Below are 24,661 nucleotides of genomic sequence, written 5' to 3' on the forward strand. Positions count from 1 at the left end.
TCTTGGTTGTTGTTATTGAGCGTTGGCTTTTTCGGCAGCCAGTTCTTCCAGGTCGATGTAGCGGTTGCCGATGCGCGGGTGCAGGCGGCCACCGTCGGCAGCGCCCAGCACCACGACGATTTCATCGGCGCGCGGGGCGTCTTCGATCTGCATTTCCAGGGTGATGTAGTGCGAACGCAGGCCTTCGTCGTCCTTCTGCATCATCGGGATCTGGATCGAAGTGCCAGGGCCGCCGCGCTTGTTGGTGAAGCTCAGGTAGCTCTTGGCCTGGACCGCTTCGCGGTAGTGGTTGCCGAAGCGCAGGGTGTGGATCACGGCCGAGGCATGCTCGATCTCGCCGTCGGCGCCGACCACGGCAGCTTTACCGTAGGCTTCGATCTTGTCGGCACCGCCGATGGCAGCGGTGAGGCGCTCGACCATCAGTGCACCCAGCTCCGAGCAGTTGGCGCGGATTTCGGGCTTCAGATCTTCAACGAAACCGCGACCGGCCCATGGGTTCTTGATCACCACGGCCAGGCCGACCATGGTCACCGGCTTGTCGGTGGCCTTGCCGCCTTCGATGCGGGTCTCTTCGGAGTAGGTGACGATCTTGCGGATTTCGAAACTCATGGGTGGCTCCTGGTGAGGGTTATCAGCTCTTGTTGTCTGATGGTATACCATAATATTTGTTGTGCAAGAGGTGTCTGGAAATTTCTCTCGGTGGGGGGACGAAAGGTGGCCTGATGCCTTGATTTCTCTGCTGTCTGTACTGGCCTCTTCGCGGGCTTGCCCGCTCCCACAGGGACTGCACAGGTTTCAAAAAAAAGCCCGCTCACGCAGGCCGAAGGGGCCCACGGGAGCGGGCGCGTCCCGCAATGATTCAGGCAATGGGAATTCAGGCGAACGCCGGCACCACTTCCTTGATGAACAGCTCCAGCGACTTCTTCTTTTCGGCGTGGGGCAGGCTGTTGTCGCACCAGAAGCTGAACTCGTCGACGCCGAGCTCCTGGTAGTACTTGATGCGCGCGATGATTTCTTCCGGGGTGCCGATCATGGTGTTCTTGCGGATGTTCTCCAGCTGGAATGCCGGCACTTCGGCAAACTTCGATTCCGGGCTCGGCTCCAGAAAGCCGTTGACCGGTACGGTCTTGTTGCCGAACCAGGCATCGAACGTCCGGTAGAAGCGCGAAATGGCCTGGGCGCCGATTTTCCAGCCTTCAGGTTCCGCCGGGCTGTGCACGTGGGTATGGCGCAGCACCATCAGTTGTGGGCGCGGCACGTCCGGGTTGTTGTCCAGGGCGGCCTGGAACTTGTTTTTCAGGTCCAGCACTTCTTCGTCACCCTTCATCAGCGGGGTGACCATGACGTTGCAGCCGTTGGCCACGGCGAAGTTGTGCGAATCGGGGTCGCGGGCGGCGATCCACATCGGCGGCGTCGCGTTGAACGGTTTCGGCACGCTGGTGGAGGTGGGGAACTTGTAGACTTCGCCGTCATGGGCGTAGTCGCCTTCCCACAACTTGCGTACCACAGGCACCATCTCGCGCAGCGCCTTGCCGCCGTCGGTGGCCGGCATGCCATTGGCCATGCGGTCGAACTCGAACTGGTAGGCGCCACGGGCCAGGCCCACTTCCATGCGGCCATTGCTGATCACGTCGAGCAGGGCGCATTCGCCGGCGACGCGGATCGGGTTCCAGAACGGCGCGATGATGGTGCCGGCGCCCAGGCGGATCTTCTCGGTGCGCGCGGCCAGGTAGGCCAGCAGCGGCATCGGGCTTGGCGAAATGGTGTACTCCATGGCGTGGTGCTCGCCAATCCATACCGTGCTGAAACCGCCGTTTTCGGCCATCAGGGTCAGTTCGGTCAGGTCTTCGAACAACTGGCGGTGGCTGACCTGTTCATCCCAACGTTCCATGTGTACGAACAACGAAAATTTCATGGGGCTTTCCTCAACGCTTGAAAGGGGCTGGCGCCTGGCAGGGTGGGCACCAGTGGTCACGATTCAGAATAGGCTTCAGGCAAAGGCCGGCAGGCTGGCCATCTTGCCGCGGCAGTACACCATCGGCCGTGGCGCTTCTTCGGGCACGATCAGGTTATGCACCTTGCCGACCATGATGGCGTGGTCGCCACCTTCATATTCACGCCACAGTTCGCATTCGATAACGGCGGTGGCGCCGGCCAGGATCGGGTTGCCCAGTTGGCTCATGGACCACTCGATACCGCTGGCCTTGTCCTTGCCCTTCTTGGCAAACGCATAGGCTTCGGCTTGCTGTTCACCGGACAGCAGGTGAATGGCAAAGCGCTTCTGCTTGATGAGCACCGGGTAGGAGTCGGAGGTGTAGTTGGGGCAGAACAGCACCAGCGGCGGGTCCATCGACAGGGAGGAGAAGGCGCTGGCGGTCAGGCCGACAACCGAGCCGTCGTCGTCCAGGGTGGTGATGACGGTAACGCCGGACGGGAAGGAGCCCAGGACGTGCTTGTAGACGGTTGCGTCGATCATCGGGAGTACCTCTAAAAGGCTGCGGTGGTCCGCGGTTTTTATCGTTGATGTGTCTGATGGTATACCGTAATACCTATTTTGCAAGCGGAATTTTCAAGCAAGGGTATTGCGCGATGAACGGCTCTAAGCCACGTGGAACGTGGCTTAGAGCGGTGAGGCGGTTTGTCGCAGGGGTTTCCAAAGCAGATCAGTGGACGCTTTTTCGTGCGGATCAGTGTTGTCAAAAGCTTGGAATACCATAATATGGTCCGCAGCTGAGAGGCCGCCTAGATGCGGTTTCCTTACAAAGATAAAAACGACCTTTCGAGCTGAATCCTATGTCCCAACCGTCATCGCAACACCAGTTTGTCGAGAATCACACGGTCGATTACGTTCCGCCTGCCGAGCGCCACGGGAAGGCGCGCGACCTGTTCACCCTCTGGTTCAGTACCAACATTGCGCCACTGCCCATCGTTACCGGTGCCATGGTGGTCCAGGTGTTCCACCTGAACTTGTTGTGGGGGCTGATCGCCATCGTGCTGGGCCATCTGGTTGGGGGCGTGGTGATTGCCCTGGCCTCTGCGCAGGGACCGCAGCTGGGCATTCCGCAGATGGTGCAAAGCCGTGGCCAGTTTGGCCGTTACGGCGCGTTGCTGATCGTGTTCTTCACCGCGCTGATCTATGTCGGCTTCTTTATTTCCAATATCGTGCTGGCGGGCAAGACCATTCACGGCATTGCCCCGAGCATGCCGATGCCGGGTGCGATCGTGATCGGTGCCCTGAGCGCCACTGCCATTGGCGTGATCGGCTACCGCTTCATCCATGTCCTGAACCGCATCGGTACCTGGGTGATGGGGTCCGCGCTGCTGGCGGGCTTCATCATGATGTTCGCCCAGGAGCTGCCGGCCGACTTCTTCAGCCGTGGTGCATTCAACCTGTCGGGCTTTATCGCCACGGTGTCGCTGGGCACCATCTGGCAGATCAGCTTCTCGCCGTACACGTCCGACTATTCGCGTTACCTACCGCGTGAAGTGGGCATTGCCAAGCCGTTCTGGGCCACTTACTTCGGTGCAACCCTGGGCACCATCCTGTGCTTCAGCTTTGGTGCCGTGGCAGTACTGTGCGTGCCGGAAGGTACCGACGCCATGGACGCAGTCAAGCAGGCCACCGGCTGGCTGGGCCCGATCCTGATGGTGTTGTTCCTGCTCAACATCATCAGCCACAACGCCCTCAACCTTTACGGCGCCGTGCTGTCGATCGTGACCGCGATCCAGACTTTCATGGCCGAGTGGACGCCGAGCATCAGGGTACGAGTGATCCTGGCCTCGGTCATTCTGGTGGGCTGCGGGATGGTGGCACTGAATGCCTCGGCGGACTTCATCGGCCAGTTCATCGGCCTGATCCTGGCGCTGCTGCTTGTGCTGGTACCGTGGGCTTCGATCAACCTGATCGACTTCTACCTGATCAAGAAGGGCCAGTACGACATTGCGTCGATCTTCAGTGCCGACGGCGGTATCTATGGCCGTTTCAACCATCACGCCATCATTGCCTATGCCTGCGGCATCCTGGTGCAGCTGCCGTTTGCCAATACTTCGCTGTATGTGGGGCCGTATTCGAACATTGTCGAAGGGGCGGACTTGTCCTGGCTGTTCGGGCTGCTGGTGACGGTGCCGCTGTATTACTGCCTGGCGACTCGCGGCAAGGCTGCCGAGCAGGCGGGGCGGGTTGTGAGTGTCAACGACTGACAGATTGATGTTGCGGTAACAGTGGCCGCTTTGCTGCCCTTTCGCGACACGAGGCCGCTCCTACAGGGCGTACGCGGTTCTTTGTAGGAGCAGCCTTGTGCTGCGAATGGGCCGCAAGGCGGCCCCAGCTGTTTTGGATCAAACCTTGAACTGCGCCACCATGCCGTTCAAATCCACCGCCAACCGCGACAGGTCCTGTGCCGCCGCGCTCGTCTGGTTGGCCCCCGCCGACGTCTGCATCGCCAAGTCGCGAATGTTCACCAAATTGCGGTCGACTTCACGCGCCACCTGCGCCTGCTCCTCCGAAGCGCTGGCAATCACCAGGTTACGCTGGTTGATCGAAGCAATCGCCTCGGCAATCACTTCCAATGCCTGACCGGCGCCCTGGGCCACTTCCAGCGTGCCCGTCGCACGCCCCTGGCTGCTGTGCATCGCCGTCACGGCCCGCTCGGTACCGTTCTGGATACCGGCGATCATCTGCTCGATCTCTGCGGTCGATTGCTGGGTGCGGTGGGCGAGGGCGCGGACTTCGTCGGCGACCACGGCAAAGCCACGGCCCGCCTCGCCGGCGCGCGCGGCCTCGATGGCGGCGTTCAGTGCCAGCAGGTTGGTCTGCCCGGCAATTGCGCCGATCACATCCAGCACGCGGCTGATCTCATTGGCATTGCTGGCCAGCTGTTCGATTTCGGTCGAGGTACCTGTCACGTCGGCCACCAGGTGCTGGATGGAGGCCAGTGCCTGGTTGACCCGGTCACGGCCATCGCGGGTGGTCTGGTCGGCGCCTTTCGAGGCATCGGCGGTGCTGACCGCATTGTTGGCCACTTCCTCGACCGCAGCGGTCATCTGGTTGACGGCCGTGGCGGCCTGGTCGATTTCGGCACTCTGCTGGTGCAGCCCGCGGCTGGTGTCTTCGGTGACCGTGTGCAGTTCTTCCGAGGCCGAAGCCAGCTGGTCGGACGACGCAGCGATCTTGCGCAAGGTGTCACGCAGGCTTCCCTGCATGCGGCCCAGGGCGCGCAACAGCATGGCGGGCTCGTCGCGGCCGGTAACGCTGATTTCGCGTGTGAGGTCGCCGGTGGCTACGCGTTCGGCGACAGCCACGGCATCGGCCAGCGGCACCACGATGCTGCGGGTGAGCACGGTGGCAATGGCGGCCAGGGCAACCATGATCACCAGCAATGAGACGATGATGGCAGTGAACGCTTCGTCGGCCACATCGCTGCTGCGCTGCGAGGCCTCTTCGGCACCTTTGCTGTTATAGGCGATCAGCGCGGTCAGGGCCTTCATCATGGTGTCGGCGCGCTGCGTGAGCGGGCCGCTTATCTGCTGCTTGGCCTCGTCCATGCGGCCTGCGGCAATGTCCTGCAGCACGCGCACCTGCAGGTCCAGGTACTGTCGGTGCGCCTCATCGAAGGTGTTGAACAGGGCGCTGTCGTCGGCGGCGATGATGGTGTCGGCGTAGTCTTTCAAGCCGTCCTTGAGCTCGGCATTGATGCCATCGAGCATCTGCAGGTTGCGAGAACGTTCGGCGGGGTTGTCGTCCAGTGCGGCGCGCAGGGTGACGGCGCGGGCGCGCCCGAGGTTGCTGCTGATCTCACCCAGCGCTACCACGGCGGGCATCCAGGTGACTCGGATTTCGTCGGTGGCCTCGTCCATCTGGCGGGTTTCGTAAAGTGCGGTAAGGCCCATGACCAGGACCAGGATGCCCAACAGGGCGAATACGCCGGCAGCGCGAATGCCGATCTTCAAATTCCGTAACTGCATGGAATGCTCCTTGACGGTGGCTGCAGGCGTCAGGAGCTGGCCGCAAAGCCAGGACACCGAGGTGGCGCCAGGCTCTTGATGCACTGCGGGTTAGTAGATTTTTCTCACCCTCTTGCATGGTTTTTCTTTAAATGATGCCATATGGCCATCATTGTTGAACAGTCATTCAATGTAACGGGATAATTGACAAAACCGTCATTTTTTGACGGTTTTGTCAGGTTCTTCACATCAAGCGATTGCAATCATCGGGTCGGCAGCAGCCAGGGCCAAGGCGCGGTCGGCTGCCGGCGGGTAGATCCACACCGAGTTGATCTGACGCTTCAGTTCCTTGCCCTCCTGGCCTTGCAGTTTCAATGCTCGCTCCCAACCTTCGCTGTACGCCGCCCCCCACTCACCCAGGTCGAGGCAGGTGACGTACTTGGGTTGGCGGTACACCACTGGTGCCACCCCAAGCAGGTCGGCCATGGCGTTGTTGCCACTGTGGCGACCCATCGGGATGGCGTGCTGGCAGGTCATCAGGGCGTGGTTGCCAATGTCGTCGACAGCAGCCCAGGCGGTATCGCCGGTCGCATAGATGTGGTCCTGGCCAATGACCTTGAGGTGCCCGTCGACCTTGAGCCGGCCGAAGTTGTCCCGCTCGCCGGCAACCTGCGCGGTCAACGGGCTGGCCTTGACGCCGACGGTCCAGATCACGGTGTTGCTGGCGATGTATTCGCCGTTGTCCAGGGTTACGCCACCGGCATCGACAGCCACCACCGAGGTGCCGGTCAGCCATTGGACGCCGGCAACCCGCGAGGCGGCCACAATCGACGGCTTGATGCCTGCCCCCAATGCCGCGCCGATGCTGGCGCCACGGTCTACCAGCAGCACCCGCACATCGGCGTCTGCGAGGATGGCGCGCAGCCGGGCGGGCATTTCGGTGGCCGTTTCGATGCCGGTGAAACCACCGCCGCAGACCACCACGGTATTGCGGGCAGGTGAAGCGGGCAGGGCGGCCAGGCTTGTCAGATGCTGCTCGAGGCGTACGGCCGACGCCATCTTGTCGACGTCGAAGGTGTGCTCGGCCAGGCCCGGGACTGCCGGGCGTGCGACCTGACTGCCAGCGGCGAGGATGAGGCGATCGTAGCTGATCTGCTGGCGCTGGCCTTGGCTGTCGATGTAGCTCACGGTGCGCGCACCGGCATCGATGGCTTCGGCGTTACCGGTGATGAAGTGCACGCCCACCGCATTGAACAGCTCACCTACGGGGGCCTTCAACGTGTGTGCGTTGGCCTCGTAGAAGCGCGGGCGAATGTGCAGTTCCGCTTGCGGCGCTAGCACGCTGATGCTCAGGTCGTCGCGCTGGGCCTGGTCGAGTAGCCGGGCGGCGCTCAGGGCGCTCCACACACCGGCAAAGCCGGCACCGATGATCAGGATGTTGGATTTCATGCAGGTGCTCCGCAAAGGTCGGGGGATGAAAAGGTGGCTTCGACCACACGATTGGTGTGCCTCGAATAACTACGACTCTATTTGTCGTAGTTTGTCTCTGCAAGTTTTTTTTCGTCATTGCGATGAGGCGAGCACCGGAGGGGGGTCAGGAAAGGCCGTATTTCGTGCTGCCGTGTCTGCTGCGGCCAAGGCCGCAAACCTTGCTATCCCCACCCCCATCCGTTATAGATAAAAAAGAAACCATAAAGAAAAGAGGCCATTTCAGCCCCCATGCACGAGATCACACGTATCTTCTCCCCCTCAGGCCCCCATTTCGCGTCCAGCGCAGATGGATACGGGCCAGCCCCCATGACCCTCTCTCCGCTTTCGAGCCTGTACCACGTGTTGTCGATCCCTCCGGTCAAGCTCCTGCTGACCCAGATGCGCAAACGCCCCGTCCCTCCACCTGCACCGTAGCGCCTGAATTCTCTATCACCCCCGGTCTTTTGCCGTTTGGGGTTGGGGAGCCTTTGCATTTTTTCAGCGTTCAACTGTTCAGGAATCACTATGACTCTTCGTGTCGCTATCATCGGTGCCGGCCCGTCCGGCCTTGCGCAACTGCGTGCCTTCCAATCCGCCCATGCCCAAGGCGCACCCATGCCCGAAATCGTATGCTTCGAAAAGCAGGCCGACTGGGGCGGTATGTGGAACTACACCTGGCGCACCGGCCTCGACCAGCATGGCGAGCCGGTGCACGGCAGCATGTACCGCTACCTGTGGTCCAACGGCCCCAAGGAATGCCTGGAGTTCGCCGACTACAGCTTCGATGAGCACTTTGGCAGGCCGATTTCCTCGTACCCGCCGCGCGAGGTGCTGTGGGACTACATCCAAGGCCGCGTGAAGAAGGCCGGGGTGCGTGACTACATTCGCTTCAATACTGCGGTCAAGAACGTCAGCTTTGATGAAAACACCCGCGAGTTCACCGTCAGCGCCCACGACTACAGCGCGGGGCTTGGCATCGAGCAGGTGTTCGATTACGTGGTGGTGGCCAGCGGGCACTTCTCTACCCCGCACGTGCCGGAGTTTGAAGGGTTCGAGCGTTTCACCGGCCGTATCCTGCACGCCCACGACTTCCGCGAAGCGATGGAATTCAACGGCCAGGACCTGCTCATTGTCGGCAGCAGCTACTCGGCCGAAGACATCGGCTCGCAGTGCTACAAGTACGGCGCGCGCTCGATCACCACGGCTTACCGTACCCAACCGATGGGCTACAAATGGCCCAAGGGCTGGGAAGAGCGCCCGCAACTGATGCGCGTCGAAAACGACCTGGCGTTTTTCGCCGATGGCTCGAACAAGCGCGTAGATGCGATCATCCTGTGCACGGGCTACCAGCATCACTTCCCGTTCCTGCCCGATGAACTCACCCTCAAGACCAACAACCGCCTGTGGCCTGCCGGGCTGTACCAAGGCGTGGTGTGGGAGCAGAACCCGCAGTTGCTCTACCTGGGCATGCAGGACCTCTGGTACAGCTTCAACCTGTTCGATGCGCAAGCCTGGTTTGCTCGCGACTACATGCTGGGGCGCATCAAGCTGCCGACCAAGGCGTGCATGCAGGCCGACAGCGCGCGCTGGCGCGAGGATGAGGAGCAGCTGGCAACCACTGCTTCGATGTATGAATTCCAGGGCCGATACATCAAGCACCTGATCGAGCAGACGGATTACCCGCGCTTCGACATCGATGCGGTCAACCGCATCTTCCTGCAATGGAAGACCGACAAGAAGCACGACATCATGGGCTACCGCGACAAATCGTACCGCTCGGTGATCACCGGCACCCAAGCGGTACCACACCATACCCGCTGGATGCAGGCGATGGACGACTCGCTGCAGGAGTACCTGCGCGAAACGAATGGCAAGCAAGGCGAGGTGAAGGTGCTGCGCGGGTAGCTGCGTGCTTTGAAGCTTCTGAAAACACCGTCCCATTGGATCACCCCTGACTTTATTGCGCGTGAGGCAGAACACAATCGTCATTGATTGCAAGCAGCACACGATCTATTGTGGTTGTTATCCACTATGCAAAATTATAATTTGCTATGCGAATAGCTTCCGCTTGTTCATGTGAAAAATGCTCGTATTCAACGGTCGGAGAACAACAACAATGAGCAGCACGAATCTTCGGTTTGACGGTGAGGTAGCAATAGTTTCAGGGGCTGGTCGTGGGTTGGGGCGAGCTATCGCGTTGAACCTCGCTGCTCGGGGGGCCGCGGTAGTCGTCAATGACCTCGGTTGCGCTTTGACGGGCGATCAAGGCGGTGACCGAGGGCCCGCCGAGGCTGTAGTTGAGGAAATTCGGGCGGCGGGTGGTGTTGCAGTGCCCGTGGTTGCCGACATCGGCAGTGCCCAGGGCGTAGCAGAAGTGGTCAAAGCCGCGGTGCAACTCGGCGGGGTCCATATAGTGGTGCACAACGCAAGTCCTGTCATGCCCATGACTTCCCTTGAACAAGCAACCGAGGAGGGCTTCAGCACGAGCCTGCGCGTGAATGCCGTCGGCAGCTGGGAACTTGCGCGTCAGTGCTGGCCTGTTTTTCGTGAACAGGGCCACGCGCGAGTCGTGCTGATCAACTCCGCTGCAGGGTTGTGGGGAAGAAAGGGCATGCCCGCTTACTCGCTGGCCAAGTCATCAATGTCCGGGTTCGCCAAATACCTGGCCAGTGAGGGTGAAGAATATGATATTCGCGTCAACTGTGTTGCCCCAGTAGCGGCAACGCGCGCTTGGGAAGGGCAAAACGTGCCTGAGGGCCTGGCTGAAATGATGGCGGTTGACTACGTTGCCGAATCCGTTGCGCTTTTCGCCCACCGGTCATGCCCAGTCAATGGAGAGCTTTTCCACAGCGTGGGTCAGCATCTTTCCAGGGTGGTCGTAGGTCAGACTCGGGGCAGGGCGTTCGACTCCGCCGAAGCGCTGCTCGACGGTTTTGATGACGTAATGAATGTGACGGATATGGACCTGCCTCGAGAATCCAACGAAGCCGGGGCAGTGATAGCTGCTCGGCTGTTTGAGCGCGCCGCTGGTTGTCGATAACCACCCAGCATGAGAAGGCGCCGCTGAGCAGGCTGCGGGGGCGGCGAGGAATAGGTTCCGGCTGTGGTCCGCACTGGGCCCCAGCCCGGTCTTAGATCAGCTTGACCATCACGTTCTATCGTTTATATTATCGACCATCGTTCACAAAGACGCATGGAGATAATATGAATAAGCACCTCCGTAGCACTGAATACCTACTGTTCAGCGTTGAGAACCGAATTGCCCGCATCACCCTGAATCGTCCCGAAAAACGCAACGCTTTGCATCCCGCGATGCTCACTGAGCTGCGCGATGCCTTGCTCGAGGCCGATGACCGTAATGATGTCACCGTGGTCATTCTTGAAGGCGCGGGTAAAGACTTCTGCGCTGGCTATGACCTGGCAGGTGCCTATGCGGGTTTCGAAGGCGGTACGCCGCCGTGGGATCAAACGCGTTACCGCACCACGAACAAGACCATCGATGACGATTGCTGGAACCTTGAGCAGACACAGAAGCTGAACATGGTGCTGTTCGACATGCACAAGCCGGTCATCGCGAAGGTGCAAGGTAACTGCTTGGCAGGTGGTACCGATTTGGCACTCATGTGCGACTTCGTGATTTGTGCGGAAAACGCCAAGATCGGCTTCCCGGCAGCCCGTGCCAATGGCACGCCGCCTGTGCAAATGTGGGTGTACCACGTAGGTCCGCAGTGGGCGAAGCGTATGTTGATGACCGGCGACAACCTGTGGGGGCGTGAAGCTGCTCGCATTGGTCTGGTGCTCGATGCCGTACCGGTAGAGCAACTGGACAGCGCCGTCGATGAGCTGGCGCGGCGTATCAGTTTCGTCGACGCCGAACTGCTATCGGCGCACAAGCGTATCGTCAACACTGCACTTGAACTGCAGGGTGCTAGAACCTTGCAACGTTTCGCGGCGGAGATGGATGCCCGAGCCCACCTGACCCAAGGTCCACGCCGCACACAATTCAAGGCGGACATGGCAGACCTGGGCCTGAAAGACGCCCTGAAAAAGCGCGACGAGCCTTACGGCGATGGCATGGTCAAAGCACACTGGTTGAATGGTGAGAAAGGAGCAGAATGATGAGTGACAACTTCCTGATTGACGAGCCGATCGAAGGCGTCAAACGCATCACCATCAACCGACCTGATGCTACCAATGCCTTTCAGTTCGAGATGTATACCGAGCTTGCGGACCTTTTCAAGCAGATCAAATACGACCCTACAGTCCGGGTCGTGATCCTGACCGCAGCGGGTAACCGCCATTTCTGTACTGGCCATGATCTGAAAAACCCAGGTAAGGCTGACTGGGTACCGGAGGGCGTGGGTAAGCCGTTCTATTCACGCTATACGATCGATGTGATCGCTTCGCTGCCCGTGTTGATGCGCAACTTGCCGCAACCGATCATCTGTGGCGTCAACGGCACCGTGGCAGGCATGGCACTGGCATTCCCACTGGCGGCCGACATCACTCTGGCGGCTAGATCTGCCAAGTTTGTCAATGCCATTCACAACGCCGGGTCGGGTGCCGAGCTGGGTATCAGCTACCTGCTGCCCCGTGCGGTTGGCGCACAGCGTGCAGCGGAGATTCTGTTGACCGCGCGGCCAGTACTGGCCGAAGAAGCCGAACGTATTGGCATGGTGCTCAGGGCAGTACCCGATGAAGAACTTCAGGATGCCTGCCTGGAAATTGCCAAGAATATCGTGGTCAACGTGCCGATGGGCATTTGGGTGACCAAGCAATCGCTATGGCACAACATGAATGCGGGCAGCCTGGAGCAGGCCATCGAGTTCGAGGGTCGAGGGGTTTACGTAGCACAGTCCACCGAAGACAAAGTAGAGAAGCAAAAGGCGTTCTTCGAGAAGCGCGCGCCAAATTTCTCTTACAAGTAACCGCGCCCTGAGGCTGCGGTTTCCCTGGGTACTGCAAGCTGGCGGCGGTGATACGCCGTCAATGAGGAGATGGAACTGTGACTTACGAAACTATCCGCTACCAGGTCGAAAACGGTATCGCCACGGTGACGCTTAACCGTCCTGAGGTGTTTAACGCAATGAACTCGCTGATGATGAACGAGCTCATTGCGCTATTTGATGAGACTGACCGGGATGACGCGGTACGCGTCGTCGTGGTGACGGGGGAGGGCAAAGGTTTTTGCGGTGGCGCCGATCTTTCCAAAGGCGCTGACATCTTTGACAAGGACAAGAATGGCAGCGCTGACAAAGATACGCCGATTCGCCCCGACGGCTCGTTCGACTACAGCAAAGAGTCGGCGCGAGATGGCGGCGGCAGGCTTGCGCTGCGCATCTTTGACAGCCTCAAACCGGTGATCGGCGCCATCAACGGTGCTGGCGTGGGCATTGGGGCATCCATGCTGCTGCCAATGGACATCCGCATTGCAAGCGAGAAAGCGAGACTGGGCTTCGTCTATGCCCGTCGAGGTATCGTGTTCGAATGCTGCTCGTCCTGGTTCCTGCCGCGTATCGTAGGCATTACCAAGGCGCTTGAGTGGAGTTACAGCGGGCGTGTCATGCCGGCCGATGAACTCAAGGCGGGTGGCCTGGTGAGTGAAGTTGTAGCGCATGAACAGCTACTGCCGCGGGCCTACGAAATCGCCCGGGAGATTGCCGATAACACCGCCCCGGTCTCAATCGCACTGATGCGGCAGATGGCCTGGCGCAGCCTCGGCATGTCTCACCCCATGGAAGCCCACCGTATTGAAAGCCGGGGCATCTGCACCCGAGGCCGCAGCCCGGATGCCAAGGAAGGTGTGCAGTCGTTTATGGAGAAACGCCTGCCGGAGTTCGCCTGCACGGTGTCTGAAGACATGCCGGACTACTTCCCTTGGTGGGACGAGCCCGCTTACTCGTAATCCTTGAAAACCCAACAATAACGCTTGGTCCAGGCCAGCGTCCAAGGACTCAGATAATGAAAACTGCGATTACCGAACTGTTCGGCATCCAATACCCGTTACTTAACGCGGGGATGGGCAGGGTCGCGTTTCCGAATATGGTTGCGGCTGTCTCGAATGCTGGCGGCCTTGGGGTGTACGGTGCGGGCTCCAATCCCCCCGAAGTGACGCGCGCCGCCATTCGGGAAATTCGCACCTTGACTGATAAACCCTTTGGCGCCAACGCGCCACTTGCGCTGCCTAACGGTATGGCTAACGCGAAGGTGATGCTCGAGGAAGGTGTGCCCGTCATCAATTACTCGATGGGCAAGGGCGACTGGATCGTCAAGGCCGCGCATGCCTACGGTGGTAAGGTCATGGCATCGGTCAGTGATGTCAGACTGGCGCAGCGGGCAGAAGCGCACGGTTGCGATGCGGTGATTGCAGCAGGCTATGAGGCCGCCGGGCATGCGGGGGAAATCGGCAGCTTCGTGCTGATCCCTCGCTTGGCTGAACTTCTAAGCATTCCCATCATTGCCGCAGGTGGCGTAGCCAACGGTGCCGGTTTGGTGGGGGCCCTGGCGCTCGGCGCCTCGGGGGTATCAATGGGTACCCGGTTCTGGGTTACCCAGGAAGGCCCAATGCATGCCAACTTCAAGAACAAAGCCTTGGAGCTGGATGTGCAGGACACCATCTTCTCGGACCGATTCGATGGCATCCCCTGCCGCCAGATGAAAACGGCAGCTGCCGAGCGTATGGTCAATGCGAAGATGTTGAATATCTGGGAGATCTTCCTCAACTCATTCACCATCGCCAAAGAGCTCAACACGCCTTGGCTAAAGCTCGTCAAGCACACACTGTCGCTGGGCCCGCGCCAGATCGAGTCAATGATGCGCATGTCCAAGATGCTGCAGATGCATGGCTTGACCATGTCTACCGGCGACCTGGATAAAGGCATGACCGCTTCGGGCCAGTCGGTTGGCTTGGTTCACGACTTGCCCACCATCGCCGAATTGATCAAGACCATTATCGCCGAAGCCGAAGCGGTTCAGCGTCGGCTTGCGCTCCAGATCCCCGTCGATGGGGTAGCCCCGCAATCCGAAATACGCTTGGTTACCCCGCGGACATAGGCTCGACGGTTTACGAAAACGCCCCTGGAGCTTGGCTCCGGGGGCGTTTTATTTGCAGTGCAGGTTATTGGCTTTAACTCTGCTTGAGTTTTTGTTGCTCGATGAACTGGGTAGCGATTGCGTGGTGTTCAGGGCTGACGGTGGCGGCCAACTGGCGGCCAAGTGTGGCGTCGAGCACTTGTGCTGCGCTGTTATGCAGGTGCAGGTTCATCAGCTTTTTGGTCTCGCGCAGCGCTTGGGTCGGTTGCTTGAGCAGCTTTGCGGCCAATGCCCGTGCCTCCTCAAGCAATTTGTCAGGCGCTACCACGCGATTGGCCAGGCCGAATTCCACCGCCTGCTGTGGAGTGATCCGGTCACCCGTGAAAATCAGCTCCTTGGCGCGTAGCAGGCTGGTGTAAAGCGGCCACGATACTGAGATACCGTCACCCACCACCAGCCCGATATTGATGTGGGGCTCGGCCACAAATGCTGTTTCAGATATCAGCACAATGTCGCACAAGGTGGCCATCGTCGCCCCCCAGCCAACGGCCGGCCCATTGACGGCGGCGATGATCGGTATCGGCAGGTCGATGAAGCTGTGGATGGTACGGCGTGCGTTCTCCTGCACACTGCGGGCGAAGTCGGTGTCGTCCAGCGTCTTGACGAAGTGATTCATGTCGCCGCCTGCGCTGAACGCACGCCCTGCGCCAGTCAGAATGGCGACCCTGGCCTCAGGGTCCTCGGCCAGGGCACGAAAAAGCTTGGGGTAAGAGAACAGCATCTCGGTAGTAGACGCGTTCAGGTGGTCTGGCCGGTTAAGCGTAATGATGCGTAGGCCGCCCTCGGCGGTGACCTGGATGTCTTCGGGAAGGTCGTAGAGATTGGTCATGGTTGTACTCTTATTGTTGGTGAACCACGAGCGATGTCGGTCATGCGTCGATCTGGATCTCTGCAGCGTGGCGCTCAATCCAGGTGGCGAAGGGCGTCAGCACGATGCCGCGATCGCCCAGTGCTTGAGTGAGCGCCGGGATATCTGCGCGATAGCCCACTTCGTTCGTCCACTCCTGGGAACGCACCCACCCGGCGAACAACCCGGCCTCGACCGCCTGCCCAGGGCTCACGGACTGGGCTGACACAGGTTTGCCCAGCGCCTGTGACAGTGCGTCTGCCACCTCTTCCATGGTGAGTGCTTCAACCGCCAGGTCGATGTTTTTACCCGAAAAATGCTGCGGATCCTTGAAGGCGGCGTGAGCAAGCCTGCCGACGTCGTCAGCTGCGACAAGCTGCATACGTGTCGCGGGGCCCAGGGCCGTGATGATCTGACCTTGCTGTAAGTGCGGGAACATGTAGCGGGCTTTGGGCTGAGCGAAGTTGTCCATCATGAAAGCTGGCTTCAATACCGTCCAATGGTTGAAGCCGGCGCTGCGTACGGCCTCTTCTACGTCCCATTTGTCGGTCCAGTACTTTTGCCACCAGTAATCATTGCCCCAGCGTGGAAATGCGGTGTGCTTGCCCGCTTCGCAGACCGAAGTGTGAACGAAATGGGTCACTCCAGCGGCTTTGGCAGCTTCAATCAATGCAAATCCATGACGGCGCTCTGCATCTGTTCCGGCAGCATCGGGTATCTGGACCGAAAATACGCCCGATGCACCTGCGACGGCGCTCGCTAACGAGGCTGCATCCTCCATGTCACCCGCCACGGCTTCAGCGCCAGCGGCGACCAGGGCTACAGCCGCTGGCGAGTCAGGATTGCGCGTCAGAAAGCGCACGCGAAAATGCTCTGCGAGCAGCGCTCGGGCAGTGGCGCCGCCTTGTGCACCTGTGGCCCCGGTAACGAGGATCAGGGGTTTGATCGCTGACATTGATAACTCCTTAGGTGATGAACAAAAGGCTGCTTCAGTCGGCCGCGACTGCAAGTTGTCTGGCCAACTCGACCAGCTGACGGCCCTCGGCCATGAGTCTTTCTTCTGGCCACTCTGCAGCAAGGCCCGATGCGGAAAGCGCGTAGACAGTGCCACTGCGCAATGAGCGGATGGGTACTGCCACCGCATTGAGGTGCTCGTGGATCACGCCAATGCTGGTGATGAACCCATGCTGCGCATACTGCGTACACGCCTGGTCGAGCAGGGCGCGCACGCTGGGCATTGCATTAGGGTCATGATGCTCAAGGGCCTCAAGGACTTCGTTGCGCTCATTCGTGTCGTAAGCGGCGAAGCAAGCCCAGCCGGTCGGCGCGGTGGCGAAAGGGCGCCGGGCGCCCACGGGGTCGTTCATGTACACGAAGTCACCATGTGTGCGCTGTATGTACAGCATCGACAGGCCGTCGCGAACGGCCAGCGACATACCCACACGCAGGCTGTCGGTGAGCGCCTGCATATGCGGCAGGGCAATTTTCGGCAGCGACTGCCGCACTAGGGCTGCATAGCCCAAAGCCAGCGCAGGCAAACCGAGCGCCATGCGGTTGTTTTCGCCTGCGCAAACGATGAAGCCCTCTTTGCTGAGGGTATGGCAGAGCCGCCAAATCGTAGGCTGCGGGAGGCCAGTCATGCGCACGATTTCCTGGGGTGTCAGCTCGGGCTTTTCATGGCTGAAGCATCGCAATATCTGAAGCCCGCGGGCCAAGGCGGTGACGTATTGGCGATCTTTCTCGCCCTCGGGTGCTGGGTTTTTCGAAGTTTCTGAACTCATTAACTTGCGCTCGACTGAGATGATCGGAGTATAGTCAAAATTCACTAAGTGGATACAGAATTTGCACAGCGAATAAAAATAGAAGGGAACACAATGACCGTATCTTCCTTGTTTGACCTGCGCGGCAAAGTGGCAATCATCACCGGTTCCAGCCGCGGCTTGGGGCTGGCCAGTGCCAAAGGTATGGCAGAGCATGGCGCCCGGGTAGTGATCTCCGGCCGCAAAGCCGAAGCCTGTGAAACAGCTGCGGCCGAGATTCGGGCGGCGGGCGGTGAAGCGATCGCGGTGCCTTGTAACATCGGCAGCAAGGAAGAGTTACAGCATTTGGTCGACACTGCCATGGCCCAGTGGGGGCGCGTGGATATTGTCATGGCCAATGCCGCGATCCACCCTTGGATTGGCTCGGTGCTGGACTTGCCGGAGGCAACCTTCAACAAATTCATGCAAGTAAACGTGCAGAGCAGTATCTGGCTGGCGCAAATGACCATGCCAGGCATGCTGGAGCGCGGCTACGGGCGTTTCATCGTGGTGGCCTCCGTTGTCGGCCTTTTAGGCGACCCGGTGACCGGCACTTATGGCTTGACCAAGGCAGCGGATATGCAGCTGGTGCGCAACATGGCCAATGAGTTCGCCAGCAAAGGCGTCACTGCCAACTGCATTGCCCCAGGTACCTTCAAGACAGAGATGGCGCGGTCGCAGTGGGAAGACGATGCGATGGTGCAATGGTACCGCGGGCGCAATCCGTCCCAGCGCTTTGGCGAGGTAGAAGAACTGGCGGGCCTGGCCGTATTGCTGGCAGCCCCCTCGGGTGGCTACATCAATGGCCAGACGATTGCGGTCGACGGCGGCCATACGATTTCCTTCCGCTGAGCGAGGCTACCCATGAATTTTAAACCCAACGCAAGCAGCGAAGCTTTCCGAGAGGAGGTCCGCACCTTCTTGCGTGAGTACCTGCCTGCCGACATGGCGTGGCGTGGCCAGCAAGGCTACTTGCCGGGCGATGATGACTCGCTGAAGTGGACAAGAATCCTGCATGAGGCCCGCGGTTGGTCGGTGCCTTTCTGGCCGAAGGAGCACGGCGGCACCGACTGGACTGCAGAACAGCGGTACATCTTTGAAGAGGAATGCTACCTGGCCGGTGCGCCATCGCCCAACCAACAAGGCGTGACACTGGTTGGCCCGGTGATCTGCGAGTTTGGCAGTGACGAGCAGAAGCGCCGATTCCTGCCGGCAATACAAAAAGGTGAAGTGTATTGGGTGCAAGGGTTTTCAGAGCCTGAGGCGGGGTCGGACCTTGCTTCGTTGCGCACCACTGCAGTTCGCGACGGCGACCATTACATCGTCAATGGTCAGAAGATCTGGACCAGTAACGCAATTTGGGGGCAGTGGTGTTTCCTGCTCGTGCGCACCGACACTGAAGCCAAGCCGCAAAAAGGCATCTCCTTTTTGCTCGTAGACCTTGCCACGCCAGGGGTGACGGTGCGGCCGATCACCAGCCTGGACGGCTGCAACCACTTGGCCGAGGTGTTCTACGACAACGTTCGGGTGCCTGTAGAGAATCTGGTGGGCGAGGAAAACAAAGGGTGGGGCTACACCAAATTCCTGCTGTTCAACGAGCGCGCGTTTCTCGGTGCCGAAGCGCCGGCGCTCAAGCGATACCTGGCCAAGATTCGCCGCTATGCCTCGCAAGAGCGAGCCGGTACGCTGCCGCTGATTCAGGACCCCACGTTCGCCAACCGCTTGGCCGAATACGAGCTGGAAGTAATGGCGATTGATATGGCTGTCAAACGGGTGTTGCACCTGGGGGTTAGTGAGCAGACCGGAGGCATGGCGATCGGCTCGATGCTGAAGGTACGCGGGTCCGAGCTGCACCAGAAACTGACCGAGATGCTGGTAGAAGTGCTGGGTGACTATGGGGCTGTCTACTACCCAGATCCGAATGAGGACCGCGCGCTGCGCGATCAGCGATTCACGGGCCCAGCGTTCGCGCCGGGCATGGCGGCTGAACTGTTCTATCGCCGGGCTTGTTCCATCTATGGTGGGGCTGCCGAAATACAGCGCAACATCATCGCCAAGGCAATGTTCAATCTTTGAGGGGAGTGGCATGGATTTCAATCTGAGCGATGAGCAGCGCATGCTCCAGGAAAACGCCAGGCGCTTCATGGAGAAGGATTACGCTTTCAGCAGGCGCAAGGCCATTGCCACCAGCGGCGGTTTCGAACCGCAGGTCTGGCGGGAGTTTGCCGAAATGGGCTGGTTGGCCGCAGGCATCCCCGAAGCGTTTGGCGGTATAGGCTTCGGCCCCGTGGAAACGGCAATCCTTGCGGAAGAGATGGGGCGGGGTTTGCTGCTCGAACCGTACTTGCACGGGTGCCTTCTGCCCGCAGCGGTGCTGCAGCATTGCGCTGATGAGGCGCAGCAAGCCGAACTACTGCCCGTGATCGGGTCGGGCGAAGCGCTGATGGCAGTGGCTTGCAGCGAACCTGAATCCCGAGGGGACGTGGCGTGGGTAACAACGACAGCGCAGCGACGGGGTGACGGCTACGACCTGAATGGCCACAAGAGTGCGGTGGTTTGTGCCGCGCAAAGCGATCGGTTGATCGTGGTCGCTCGTACTGCCGGGGAGCCTGCGAGCCTTGATGGCCTGTCACTTTTTCTCCTGGACCGAGATACGCCTGGCATGTCAGTGGAAACGGTACGCCTTCTTGACGGCACACCGGCTGCGGATTTGATCCTCGACAATGCAGTAGTCCCTGCTGATGCCCTGCTGGGTAGGGAAGGCCACGCTTATGTCGGATTGCAACGGGCTATTGATGAGCTGATCGTGCACCAGTGTGCAGAAATCGTAGGTGGGATGGAGGATGTGCTTGCGCTATGCGCCGACTACCTCAAGACCCGAAAGCAGTTTGGGGTGCCGATTGGCAGCTTCCAGGCGCTTCAGCACCGTATGGCTGACATGGCTATCGAAACCATGCAGGCGCGCGCTAGCCTGCATCGGGGCCTGGCTATATTGGCTGGCGATGCCCCAGTGCACGAGCGCAGCGCCCAGATCTCGGGTTGCAAGGCACAGGTCATGCGCAGCGCAAAATTCGTCACCGCGCAGGGTATACAGCTGCATGGCGGCTACGGATTGACGGAGGAGTTCAGGGTTGGTCATCACTACCGCCGCCTTGTGCTGAGCAATGCGTGGTGGGGCGGGTTGGAGTATCACCTGGCGCGCTACGCGCGCTCAATGCAGGGTATGGGTGCTGCTGCATAGTAAGGGCGCAATCGGGGCCTGCCGGTATGCCGGCGGGCCCTTGGCAAGTGCACGAGCGAATCAGTGCTTCAGCTGGCCCGATGCCTCAGCGGCGGTTTCCAGTAGCAATGGCCGCAAATCATTGAGCTTATGCTGCATCCGTTCAGCAGGCGCTGCGATCACCAACGCTGCGGCGACGGTGCCATCCGTGTCAAAGACGGGGGCGGCAATACCGGCTGCGCCCTCGCTGAGCTCACTGATACTGATGGAGATGCCGCTCTCGCGGATTTCCTTGAGCTGTTTCTTGAGTGTGCTGCGATCCGTGACGGTTCTCCAGGTCATCGCCTTGAGCTTGGCAGTGCGCAGGTAACGCTCTTGCGTTTTTTCGTCTTGGTAAGCCAGGAGCAATCGGCCAGGTGCCGTGCAATGCAATGGCCGAGGTGCGCCCAATGGCGATACGTAACGCACAGGGTTCTGCGAATCGATGCCATCGATATGGGTGACCATCTGGGTCTCCATGTCAATGACCGACAGGTAGATGCTTTCGCCAGTCTTACTTGCGAGGTCGTGCAGGTACGGACGCATCATCTTGGAGAAATTCCGAGTGGCCAAGATATTGCCGGCCAGCCGATAGATGAACGGCCCAAGGTGATAGCGGCTGGTTGTGTGGTTAAGGTAACCCTCGGCGACCAGCGGCCGCAGCAACGTCAGCAAGCTGCTCTTGGGAGATTCCAGGGTGCTGCTGAGCTCTGCCAGGGACATCCCGTCCGGGGATTTAGCGAGGACCTCAAAAAGACCAAGAATCCGAGTGACCGATCGAGGGCCCAGCGAAGCTGGCGTTTCAGTGGCGTCCACTTCATCTTCCCTTTTTTTCATGAATTGACCCTTGTGGGTGAAATTGTTGATGCAGCGGGCACTCAGCGGCGCCTTGCAAGTCACGTGCAGTATATCAAATACCGTTCAGTTGTGACCCTCCATTTAGATTAGTGCCGATTTCGCCCTGCGCACCGCTATTTGTCTCGCTTTCAGCATACCGTGTGAGCGGCAAGCCATAACTCAAAGGTACTTAGTAACCTACCTAATGTTTGCGTATGCGAACAACGTTCATTATTATGATTTGCAGCTGAGCTGTTGCGAGCTATCAGCAATGCATGGCCCTGTGCGCTTTTGCAGCGCGCGTACAACGTTATGGAGCAAATCATATGGCGGTAATGGTCGAAGGTAAGGTCGTTCTGGTGACTGGCGCCGGCGGTGGTATCGGGCGTGATATTGCCCTGCTGATGGCGCAGCATGGGGCCAAGGTCGTGGTCAATGATGTCGGCGCTTCTGTGTCGGGCGAGGGCGCAGATGTGGGCCCGGCACAGCGGGTGGTGGACGAGATCATTGCTGCCGGTGGCGAGGCCATGGCCAATACGGACAGTGTCTCGGACCAGGCGGGCGCTGCGCGCATGGTTGAGCAGACGGTGCAACGATTCGGCAGGATCGATTGCGTGGTCAATAATGCGGGCATTCTACGTGACCGGTTCTTCCACAAAATGAGTGCTGAAGAGTTCGATGCGGTGCTCAAGGTTCATTTGTACGGGTCATTCTACGTCAGCCGCGCTGCGGCTAACTATTTCAAGGAGCAGGAGGCGGGCTGCTTCATTCACATGACCTCTACCTCAGGGCTCATCGGCAACCTCGGCCAGGCCAATTACAATGCTGCCAAGCTGGGCATCATGGCCTTGTCCAAATCCATTGCGCTGGACATGGAGCGTTTCAATGTGCGTTCGAACTGTGTCGCGCCCTTTGCCTTCAGTCGCATGATTGGTGCCATCCCCACCGACACCCCAGAGCAGCAGGCGCGGGTCGAGAAAATCAAGCAGATGACACCCGCCAAGATCGCACCTATCTGCGTCTACCTGGCCAGCGATCAAGCCCAGGCTGTCAATGCGCAGGTGTTTGCCGTGCGCAACAATGAAATCTTCCTGATGAGTCAGCCTCGGCCGATCCGCTCGGTCCAGCGGTCCGAGGGCTGGACGCCTGAATCCTTGGCCGAGCACGGCATGCCCGCCCTCAAGGGCTCGTTCGTACCGGTCGAGCGCTCGGGTGATGTGTTCTCCTGGGACCCTGTTTGAGCCCAGCGTCATGACACTGGCAAGGTCGCTTCGCCTATATTGATGATGCGCCCGGATAGGGGCAGCAAGATGAGGACACCAATGAATCTTTCAAGCTACGAGGCGCTCAAGCTAGAGCGCAATAACGGCATCCTGACGATCACCCTGAATCGGCCGGATACGCTCAATGCCATTGATGATGATATGGATAAAGAGCTGTCGAGGGTGTTCATCGAGGCGGGTCATGATGCCGATACCCGGGTAATCGTTCTGACGGGCGCCGGGCGTGCGTTCAGTGCCGGCGGTGATATCGAAGAAATGCAGAAGGTCATCGACGAGCCTCAGCGCTTTTTCGACAGTATGCGCCGGGGCAAGCAGATCGTTTTTTCAATGCTCGATTGCCAGAAGCCCATCATCGCCAAGATCAATGGCCATGCCATTGGCCTGGGCGCGACCCTGGCGTTGTACTGCGATATCAGCTACGCGGCGTTGCCGGCCAAGATTGGTGACCCACATGTCGCTGTTGGCTTCGTTGCGGGCGACGGTGGGGCAGCGATCTGGCCTCAATTGGTCGGGTTTGCCAAAGCAAAAGAGTACTTGCTCACCGGTGATGCGTTAACCGCCGAGCTTGCCGAAAAAATCGGCCTGATCAATTACGCAGTCGCCCCCGAGGCGCTGGATGATCGGGTTCAGGAAATGGCTACGCGGCTTGCCAACGGCGCAGCTTACGCCATCCAGTGGACCAAGGCGTCCATGAACATTGTGCTCAAGCAAGCGGTGACATCCGTCATCGACGCGTCGCTGGCCTATGAGGCATTGTCGAATTTGACTGAAGATCACCAGGAAGCGGTGAACGCATTCCGTGAAAAGCGCAAGCCAGTCTTCAAAGGGCGGTGAGCGCTGTCAGGCGAATGGGTTTCAAGACAACGGGCCGCATGCGGCCCTTTGCTCAGTGTGGGAACAGTGTAATTTCCTGTTCCCACGTTACAGCTAGTAGCGTTCGAAGATTGCAGCCAACCCTTGGCCGCCGCCGATGCACATGGTTTCCAGACCGTAGCGTCCTTGGCGTCGCTGCAGCTCATGCAGCAATGTGGTCAACATGCGCACGCCCGTAGCACCAATGGGGTGGCCCAGTGAGATGCCCGAGCCATTCACGTTCAGCCGTTCGGTGTCATGCCATTGCCACCCCTTCAGAACCGCCAGCACCTGGCAGGCGAACGCCTCATTCAACTCCACCAGGTCCATCTGCTCCAGGCTCAGGCCAGTCCTTGCCAGCAGCTTGTGCACGGCGGGCACCGGGCCTATGCCCATTTGCGAGGGCTCGCAACCCGCAGCTGCCCAGCCAACCAGAAAGCCCATGGGTTCCAGCCCCAATTCGGCGAGCTTGTCCTCGGCGACCACCAAGCAGGCCGCTGCCGCGTCGTTTTGCTGACTGGAGTTGCCTGCAGTCACGGTGCCGTCACGCACCAGTGTGCGCAATTTGCCCAGGCTTTCCAGGTTGGCATCGGCACGGATACCTTCATCGCGACTGAATAGAATGGGTTCGCCCTTGCGTTGCGGCACACTGACCGGGACGACTTCGGCTTCGAACCGGCCTTCGGCCCAGGCTTGTGCTGCTCGACGGTGGCTTTCAATCGCGTAGGCATCGCTGGCCTCACGGCTGATGCCATAGCTGCGGGCAAGATTTTCTGCCGTTTCGATCATCCCGGAGATGAAGCCGAAGCGCTCTTCCGGTTGAGAGCGTTCACGCCCACGCTCGAGGCGGTCATGCAGCTTGACCGTCCCAGCCCGTGAGCCCCAGCGCATATCGGTGCTGTAGTACTCGATATTGCTCATGCTCTCGACGCCACCCGCGACCACTACATCAGCGGCGCCGGTTTGTACCATCATGGCGGCACTCAAGACCGCCTGCAGGCCGCCACCGCAGCGCCGGTCCAACTGCATGCCCGGCACTTCCACCGGCAGGCCAGCCTGCAGGCCGATCCAGCGGCCCACGCAAGGGGTTTCGCTGTTGGCGTAGGACTGGGCGAAGACGATATCGTCGATACGCGCGGGGTCCAGGCCGCTTTTGTTCAAAACTGCGTTCACTACATGGGCGCCAAGTACCTCTACGGCAAGTGGCCGCAGGCTACCCCCGAAAGTACCGACGGGGGTTCGCAAGGGGGCGACAATTGCTGCACGTCTCATGGTGGGC

The 24,661-nt window shown here is 59.7% G+C and carries 22 protein-coding genes; 12 read left to right on the forward strand and 10 right to left on the reverse strand.

The annotated features are described in order from the left end of the window. Positions 1-12: 12 nt before the first annotated feature. The 3 genes from SB756_RS04055 to SB756_RS04065 all read right to left on the reverse strand — a co-directional run bounded on the left by SB756_RS04055 (position 13) and on the right by SB756_RS04065 (position 2,476). Entirely contained in the window at positions 13-609 is a 597-nt protein-coding gene (locus SB756_RS04055) for an amino acid synthesis family protein (RefSeq protein WP_003256068.1), read from the reverse strand. A 265-nt stretch (positions 610-874) separates the two neighbouring features. Beyond that, complete coding sequence (locus tag SB756_RS04060; protein WP_410910221.1) at positions 875-1,915, reverse strand: LLM class flavin-dependent oxidoreductase; 1,041 nt, start codon at positions 1,913-1,915, stop codon at positions 875-877. 75 nt (positions 1,916-1,990) lie between these two features. Then, the gene (locus SB756_RS04065; RefSeq protein ID WP_341798456.1) at positions 1,991-2,476 is read right to left on the reverse strand and encodes a flavin reductase family protein; all 486 of its coding nucleotides are present in this window, start codon (positions 2,474-2,476) and stop codon (positions 1,991-1,993) included. Positions 2,477-2,793: 317 nt separating this feature from the next. On the opposite strand from SB756_RS04065, the gene SB756_RS04070 reads away from it, so the two are divergent. Then, on the forward strand, positions 2,794-4,200 hold the full coding sequence (locus SB756_RS04070) for a purine-cytosine permease family protein (RefSeq protein ID WP_410910222.1): 1,407 nt from the start codon (positions 2,794-2,796) through the stop codon (positions 4,198-4,200). Between the two features lie 138 nt (positions 4,201-4,338). On the opposite strand, the gene SB756_RS04075 is transcribed toward SB756_RS04070, so the two are convergent. Both SB756_RS04075 and SB756_RS04080 read right to left on the reverse strand, forming a co-directional pair. Further along, positions 4,339-5,964, reverse strand: coding sequence for a methyl-accepting chemotaxis protein (locus tag SB756_RS04075; protein ID WP_410910223.1), 1,626 nt, complete (start codon positions 5,962-5,964; stop codon positions 4,339-4,341). A 228-nt stretch (positions 5,965-6,192) separates the two neighbouring features. Continuing rightward, positions 6,193-7,392 (reverse strand): NAD(P)/FAD-dependent oxidoreductase, encoded by a 1,200-nt coding sequence (locus SB756_RS04080; RefSeq protein WP_341798459.1) that lies wholly within the window; start codon positions 7,390-7,392, stop codon positions 6,193-6,195. Positions 7,393-7,938: 546 nt separating this feature from the next. On the opposite strand from SB756_RS04080, the gene SB756_RS04085 reads away from it, so the two are divergent. The 6 genes from SB756_RS04085 (at position 7,939) to SB756_RS04110 (ending at position 14,466) form a co-directional block, all read left to right on the forward strand. After that, a complete protein-coding gene (locus tag SB756_RS04085; RefSeq protein ID WP_341798460.1) occupies positions 7,939-9,318 on the forward strand; it encodes an NAD(P)/FAD-dependent oxidoreductase in 1,380 nt (459 codons plus the stop codon). 211 nt (positions 9,319-9,529) lie between these two features. After that, positions 9,530-10,453 carry an SDR family NAD(P)-dependent oxidoreductase gene (locus tag SB756_RS04090; RefSeq protein WP_341798461.1) on the forward strand — a complete coding sequence of 308 codons (924 nt, stop codon included), beginning with the start codon at positions 9,530-9,532 and terminating at the stop codon, positions 10,451-10,453. Between the two features lie 164 nt (positions 10,454-10,617). After that, on the forward strand, positions 10,618-11,532 hold the full coding sequence (locus tag SB756_RS04095) for a crotonase/enoyl-CoA hydratase family protein (protein WP_341798462.1): 915 nt from the start codon (positions 10,618-10,620) through the stop codon (positions 11,530-11,532). Further along, positions 11,532-12,341 (forward strand): enoyl-CoA hydratase-related protein, encoded by an 810-nt coding sequence (locus SB756_RS04100; RefSeq protein ID WP_341798463.1) that lies wholly within the window; start codon positions 11,532-11,534, stop codon positions 12,339-12,341. Before SB756_RS04095 ends, SB756_RS04100 begins: the two co-directional genes overlap by 1 nt. A 77-nt stretch (positions 12,342-12,418) precedes the next feature. After that, the gene (locus SB756_RS04105) at positions 12,419-13,318 is read left to right on the forward strand and encodes a crotonase/enoyl-CoA hydratase family protein (RefSeq protein WP_410910224.1); all 900 of its coding nucleotides are present in this window, start codon (positions 12,419-12,421) and stop codon (positions 13,316-13,318) included. 56 nt (positions 13,319-13,374) lie between these two features. Beyond that, the gene (locus SB756_RS04110; protein ID WP_341798465.1) at positions 13,375-14,466 is read left to right on the forward strand and encodes an NAD(P)H-dependent flavin oxidoreductase; all 1,092 of its coding nucleotides are present in this window, start codon (positions 13,375-13,377) and stop codon (positions 14,464-14,466) included. A gap of 73 nt (positions 14,467-14,539) precedes the next feature. Here SB756_RS04110 and SB756_RS04115 read toward each other — a convergent pair whose 3' ends face one another. From SB756_RS04115 to SB756_RS04125, 3 genes are read right to left on the reverse strand one after another with little or no spacing between them, the layout of a single operon-like run. Beyond that, positions 14,540-15,334: an enoyl-CoA hydratase/isomerase family protein gene (locus SB756_RS04115; protein ID WP_341798466.1), complete on the reverse strand. Its 795-nt coding sequence runs from the start codon at positions 15,332-15,334 to the stop codon at positions 14,540-14,542. A 40-nt stretch (positions 15,335-15,374) separates the two neighbouring features. Further along, positions 15,375-16,307, reverse strand: a complete 933-nt coding sequence (locus SB756_RS04120; RefSeq protein WP_341798467.1) for an NmrA/HSCARG family protein — start codon at positions 16,305-16,307, stop codon at positions 15,375-15,377. Positions 16,308-16,341: 34 nt separating this feature from the next. Then, the gene (locus SB756_RS04125; RefSeq protein WP_341798468.1) at positions 16,342-17,178 is read right to left on the reverse strand and encodes an IclR family transcriptional regulator; all 837 of its coding nucleotides are present in this window, start codon (positions 17,176-17,178) and stop codon (positions 16,342-16,344) included. A 48-nt stretch (positions 17,179-17,226) separates the two neighbouring features. Here SB756_RS04125 and SB756_RS04130 point away from each other — a divergent pair, with 48 nt between their 5' ends. Genes SB756_RS04130 through SB756_RS04140 form a run of 3 tightly spaced genes read left to right on the forward strand, consistent with a single transcriptional unit; the run spans position 17,227 to position 20,392 of the window. Further along, entirely contained in the window at positions 17,227-18,003 is a 777-nt protein-coding gene (locus SB756_RS04130; RefSeq protein ID WP_410910225.1) for an SDR family NAD(P)-dependent oxidoreductase, read from the forward strand. Between the two features lie 12 nt (positions 18,004-18,015). Next, positions 18,016-19,227, forward strand: coding sequence for an acyl-CoA dehydrogenase family protein (locus SB756_RS04135; protein ID WP_410910226.1), 1,212 nt, complete (start codon positions 18,016-18,018; stop codon positions 19,225-19,227). Positions 19,228-19,237: 10 nt separating this feature from the next. After that, the gene (locus SB756_RS04140) at positions 19,238-20,392 is read left to right on the forward strand and encodes an acyl-CoA dehydrogenase family protein (RefSeq protein ID WP_341798471.1); all 1,155 of its coding nucleotides are present in this window, start codon (positions 19,238-19,240) and stop codon (positions 20,390-20,392) included. A gap of 60 nt (positions 20,393-20,452) precedes the next feature. On the opposite strand, the gene SB756_RS04145 is transcribed toward SB756_RS04140, so the two are convergent. Continuing rightward, positions 20,453-21,247: an IclR family transcriptional regulator gene (locus SB756_RS04145; protein ID WP_341798472.1), complete on the reverse strand. Its 795-nt coding sequence runs from the start codon at positions 21,245-21,247 to the stop codon at positions 20,453-20,455. 326 nt (positions 21,248-21,573) lie between these two features. On the opposite strand from SB756_RS04145, the gene SB756_RS04150 reads away from it, so the two are divergent. Continuing rightward, positions 21,574-22,488, forward strand: coding sequence for an SDR family oxidoreductase (locus SB756_RS04150; protein ID WP_400733350.1), 915 nt, complete (start codon positions 21,574-21,576; stop codon positions 22,486-22,488). Between the two features lie 81 nt (positions 22,489-22,569). Then, positions 22,570-23,364 (forward strand): enoyl-CoA hydratase/isomerase family protein, encoded by a 795-nt coding sequence (locus SB756_RS04155; protein ID WP_341798474.1) that lies wholly within the window; start codon positions 22,570-22,572, stop codon positions 23,362-23,364. Positions 23,365-23,457: 93 nt separating this feature from the next. On the opposite strand, the gene SB756_RS04160 is transcribed toward SB756_RS04155, so the two are convergent. Next, positions 23,458-24,654: an acetyl-CoA C-acetyltransferase gene (locus SB756_RS04160; protein WP_410910227.1), complete on the reverse strand. Its 1,197-nt coding sequence runs from the start codon at positions 24,652-24,654 to the stop codon at positions 23,458-23,460. Between the last annotated feature and the right edge of the window lie 7 nt (positions 24,655-24,661).

Source organism: Pseudomonas sp. SIMBA_068 (assembly GCF_046534705.1).
In the GTDB taxonomy this organism is placed as follows: Bacteria; Pseudomonadota; Gammaproteobacteria; order Pseudomonadales; family Pseudomonadaceae; genus Aquipseudomonas; species Aquipseudomonas putida.

Excerpts from the sequence above, each read along its gene's own strand:
- SB756_RS04145 (WP_341798472.1), bottom strand. The coding sequence starts at position 21,247 with ATGAAAAAAAGGGAAGATGAAGTGGACGCCACTGAAACGCCAGCTTCG.
- SB756_RS04070 (WP_410910222.1), top strand. The coding sequence starts at position 2,794 with ATGTCCCAACCGTCATCGCAACACCAGTTTGTCGAGAATCACACGGTC.
- SB756_RS04110 (WP_341798465.1), top strand. The coding sequence starts at position 13,375 with ATGAAAACTGCGATTACCGAACTGTTCGGCATCCAATACCCGTTACTT.
- SB756_RS04115 (WP_341798466.1), bottom strand. The coding sequence starts at position 15,334 with ATGACCAATCTCTACGACCTTCCCGAAGACATCCAGGTCACCGCCGAG.
- SB756_RS04150 (WP_400733350.1), top strand. The coding sequence starts at position 21,574 with ATGGCGGTAATGGTCGAAGGTAAGGTCGTTCTGGTGACTGGCGCCGGC.
- SB756_RS04140 (WP_341798471.1), top strand. The coding sequence starts at position 19,238 with ATGGATTTCAATCTGAGCGATGAGCAGCGCATGCTCCAGGAAAACGCC.
- SB756_RS04160 (WP_410910227.1), bottom strand. The coding sequence starts at position 24,654 with ATGAGACGTGCAGCAATTGTCGCCCCCTTGCGAACCCCCGTCGGTACT.
- SB756_RS04155 (WP_341798474.1), top strand. The coding sequence starts at position 22,570 with ATGAATCTTTCAAGCTACGAGGCGCTCAAGCTAGAGCGCAATAACGGC.
- SB756_RS04065 (WP_341798456.1), bottom strand. The coding sequence starts at position 2,476 with ATGATCGACGCAACCGTCTACAAGCACGTCCTGGGCTCCTTCCCGTCC.
- SB756_RS04135 (WP_410910226.1), top strand. The coding sequence starts at position 18,016 with ATGAATTTTAAACCCAACGCAAGCAGCGAAGCTTTCCGAGAGGAGGTC.
- SB756_RS04085 (WP_341798460.1), top strand. The coding sequence starts at position 7,939 with ATGACTCTTCGTGTCGCTATCATCGGTGCCGGCCCGTCCGGCCTTGCG.
- SB756_RS04055 (WP_003256068.1), bottom strand. The coding sequence starts at position 609 with ATGAGTTTCGAAATCCGCAAGATCGTCACCTACTCCGAAGAGACCCGC.
- SB756_RS04095 (WP_341798462.1), top strand. The coding sequence starts at position 10,618 with ATGAATAAGCACCTCCGTAGCACTGAATACCTACTGTTCAGCGTTGAG.
- SB756_RS04075 (WP_410910223.1), bottom strand. The coding sequence starts at position 5,964 with ATGCAGTTACGGAATTTGAAGATCGGCATTCGCGCTGCCGGCGTATTC.
- SB756_RS04090 (WP_341798461.1), top strand. The coding sequence starts at position 9,530 with ATGAGCAGCACGAATCTTCGGTTTGACGGTGAGGTAGCAATAGTTTCA.
- SB756_RS04130 (WP_410910225.1), top strand. The coding sequence starts at position 17,227 with ATGACCGTATCTTCCTTGTTTGACCTGCGCGGCAAAGTGGCAATCATC.
- SB756_RS04060 (WP_410910221.1), bottom strand. The coding sequence starts at position 1,915 with ATGAAATTTTCGTTGTTCGTACACATGGAACGTTGGGATGAACAGGTC.
- SB756_RS04100 (WP_341798463.1), top strand. The coding sequence starts at position 11,532 with ATGAGTGACAACTTCCTGATTGACGAGCCGATCGAAGGCGTCAAACGC.
- SB756_RS04120 (WP_341798467.1), bottom strand. The coding sequence starts at position 16,307 with ATGTCAGCGATCAAACCCCTGATCCTCGTTACCGGGGCCACAGGTGCA.
- SB756_RS04080 (WP_341798459.1), bottom strand. The coding sequence starts at position 7,392 with ATGAAATCCAACATCCTGATCATCGGTGCCGGCTTTGCCGGTGTGTGG.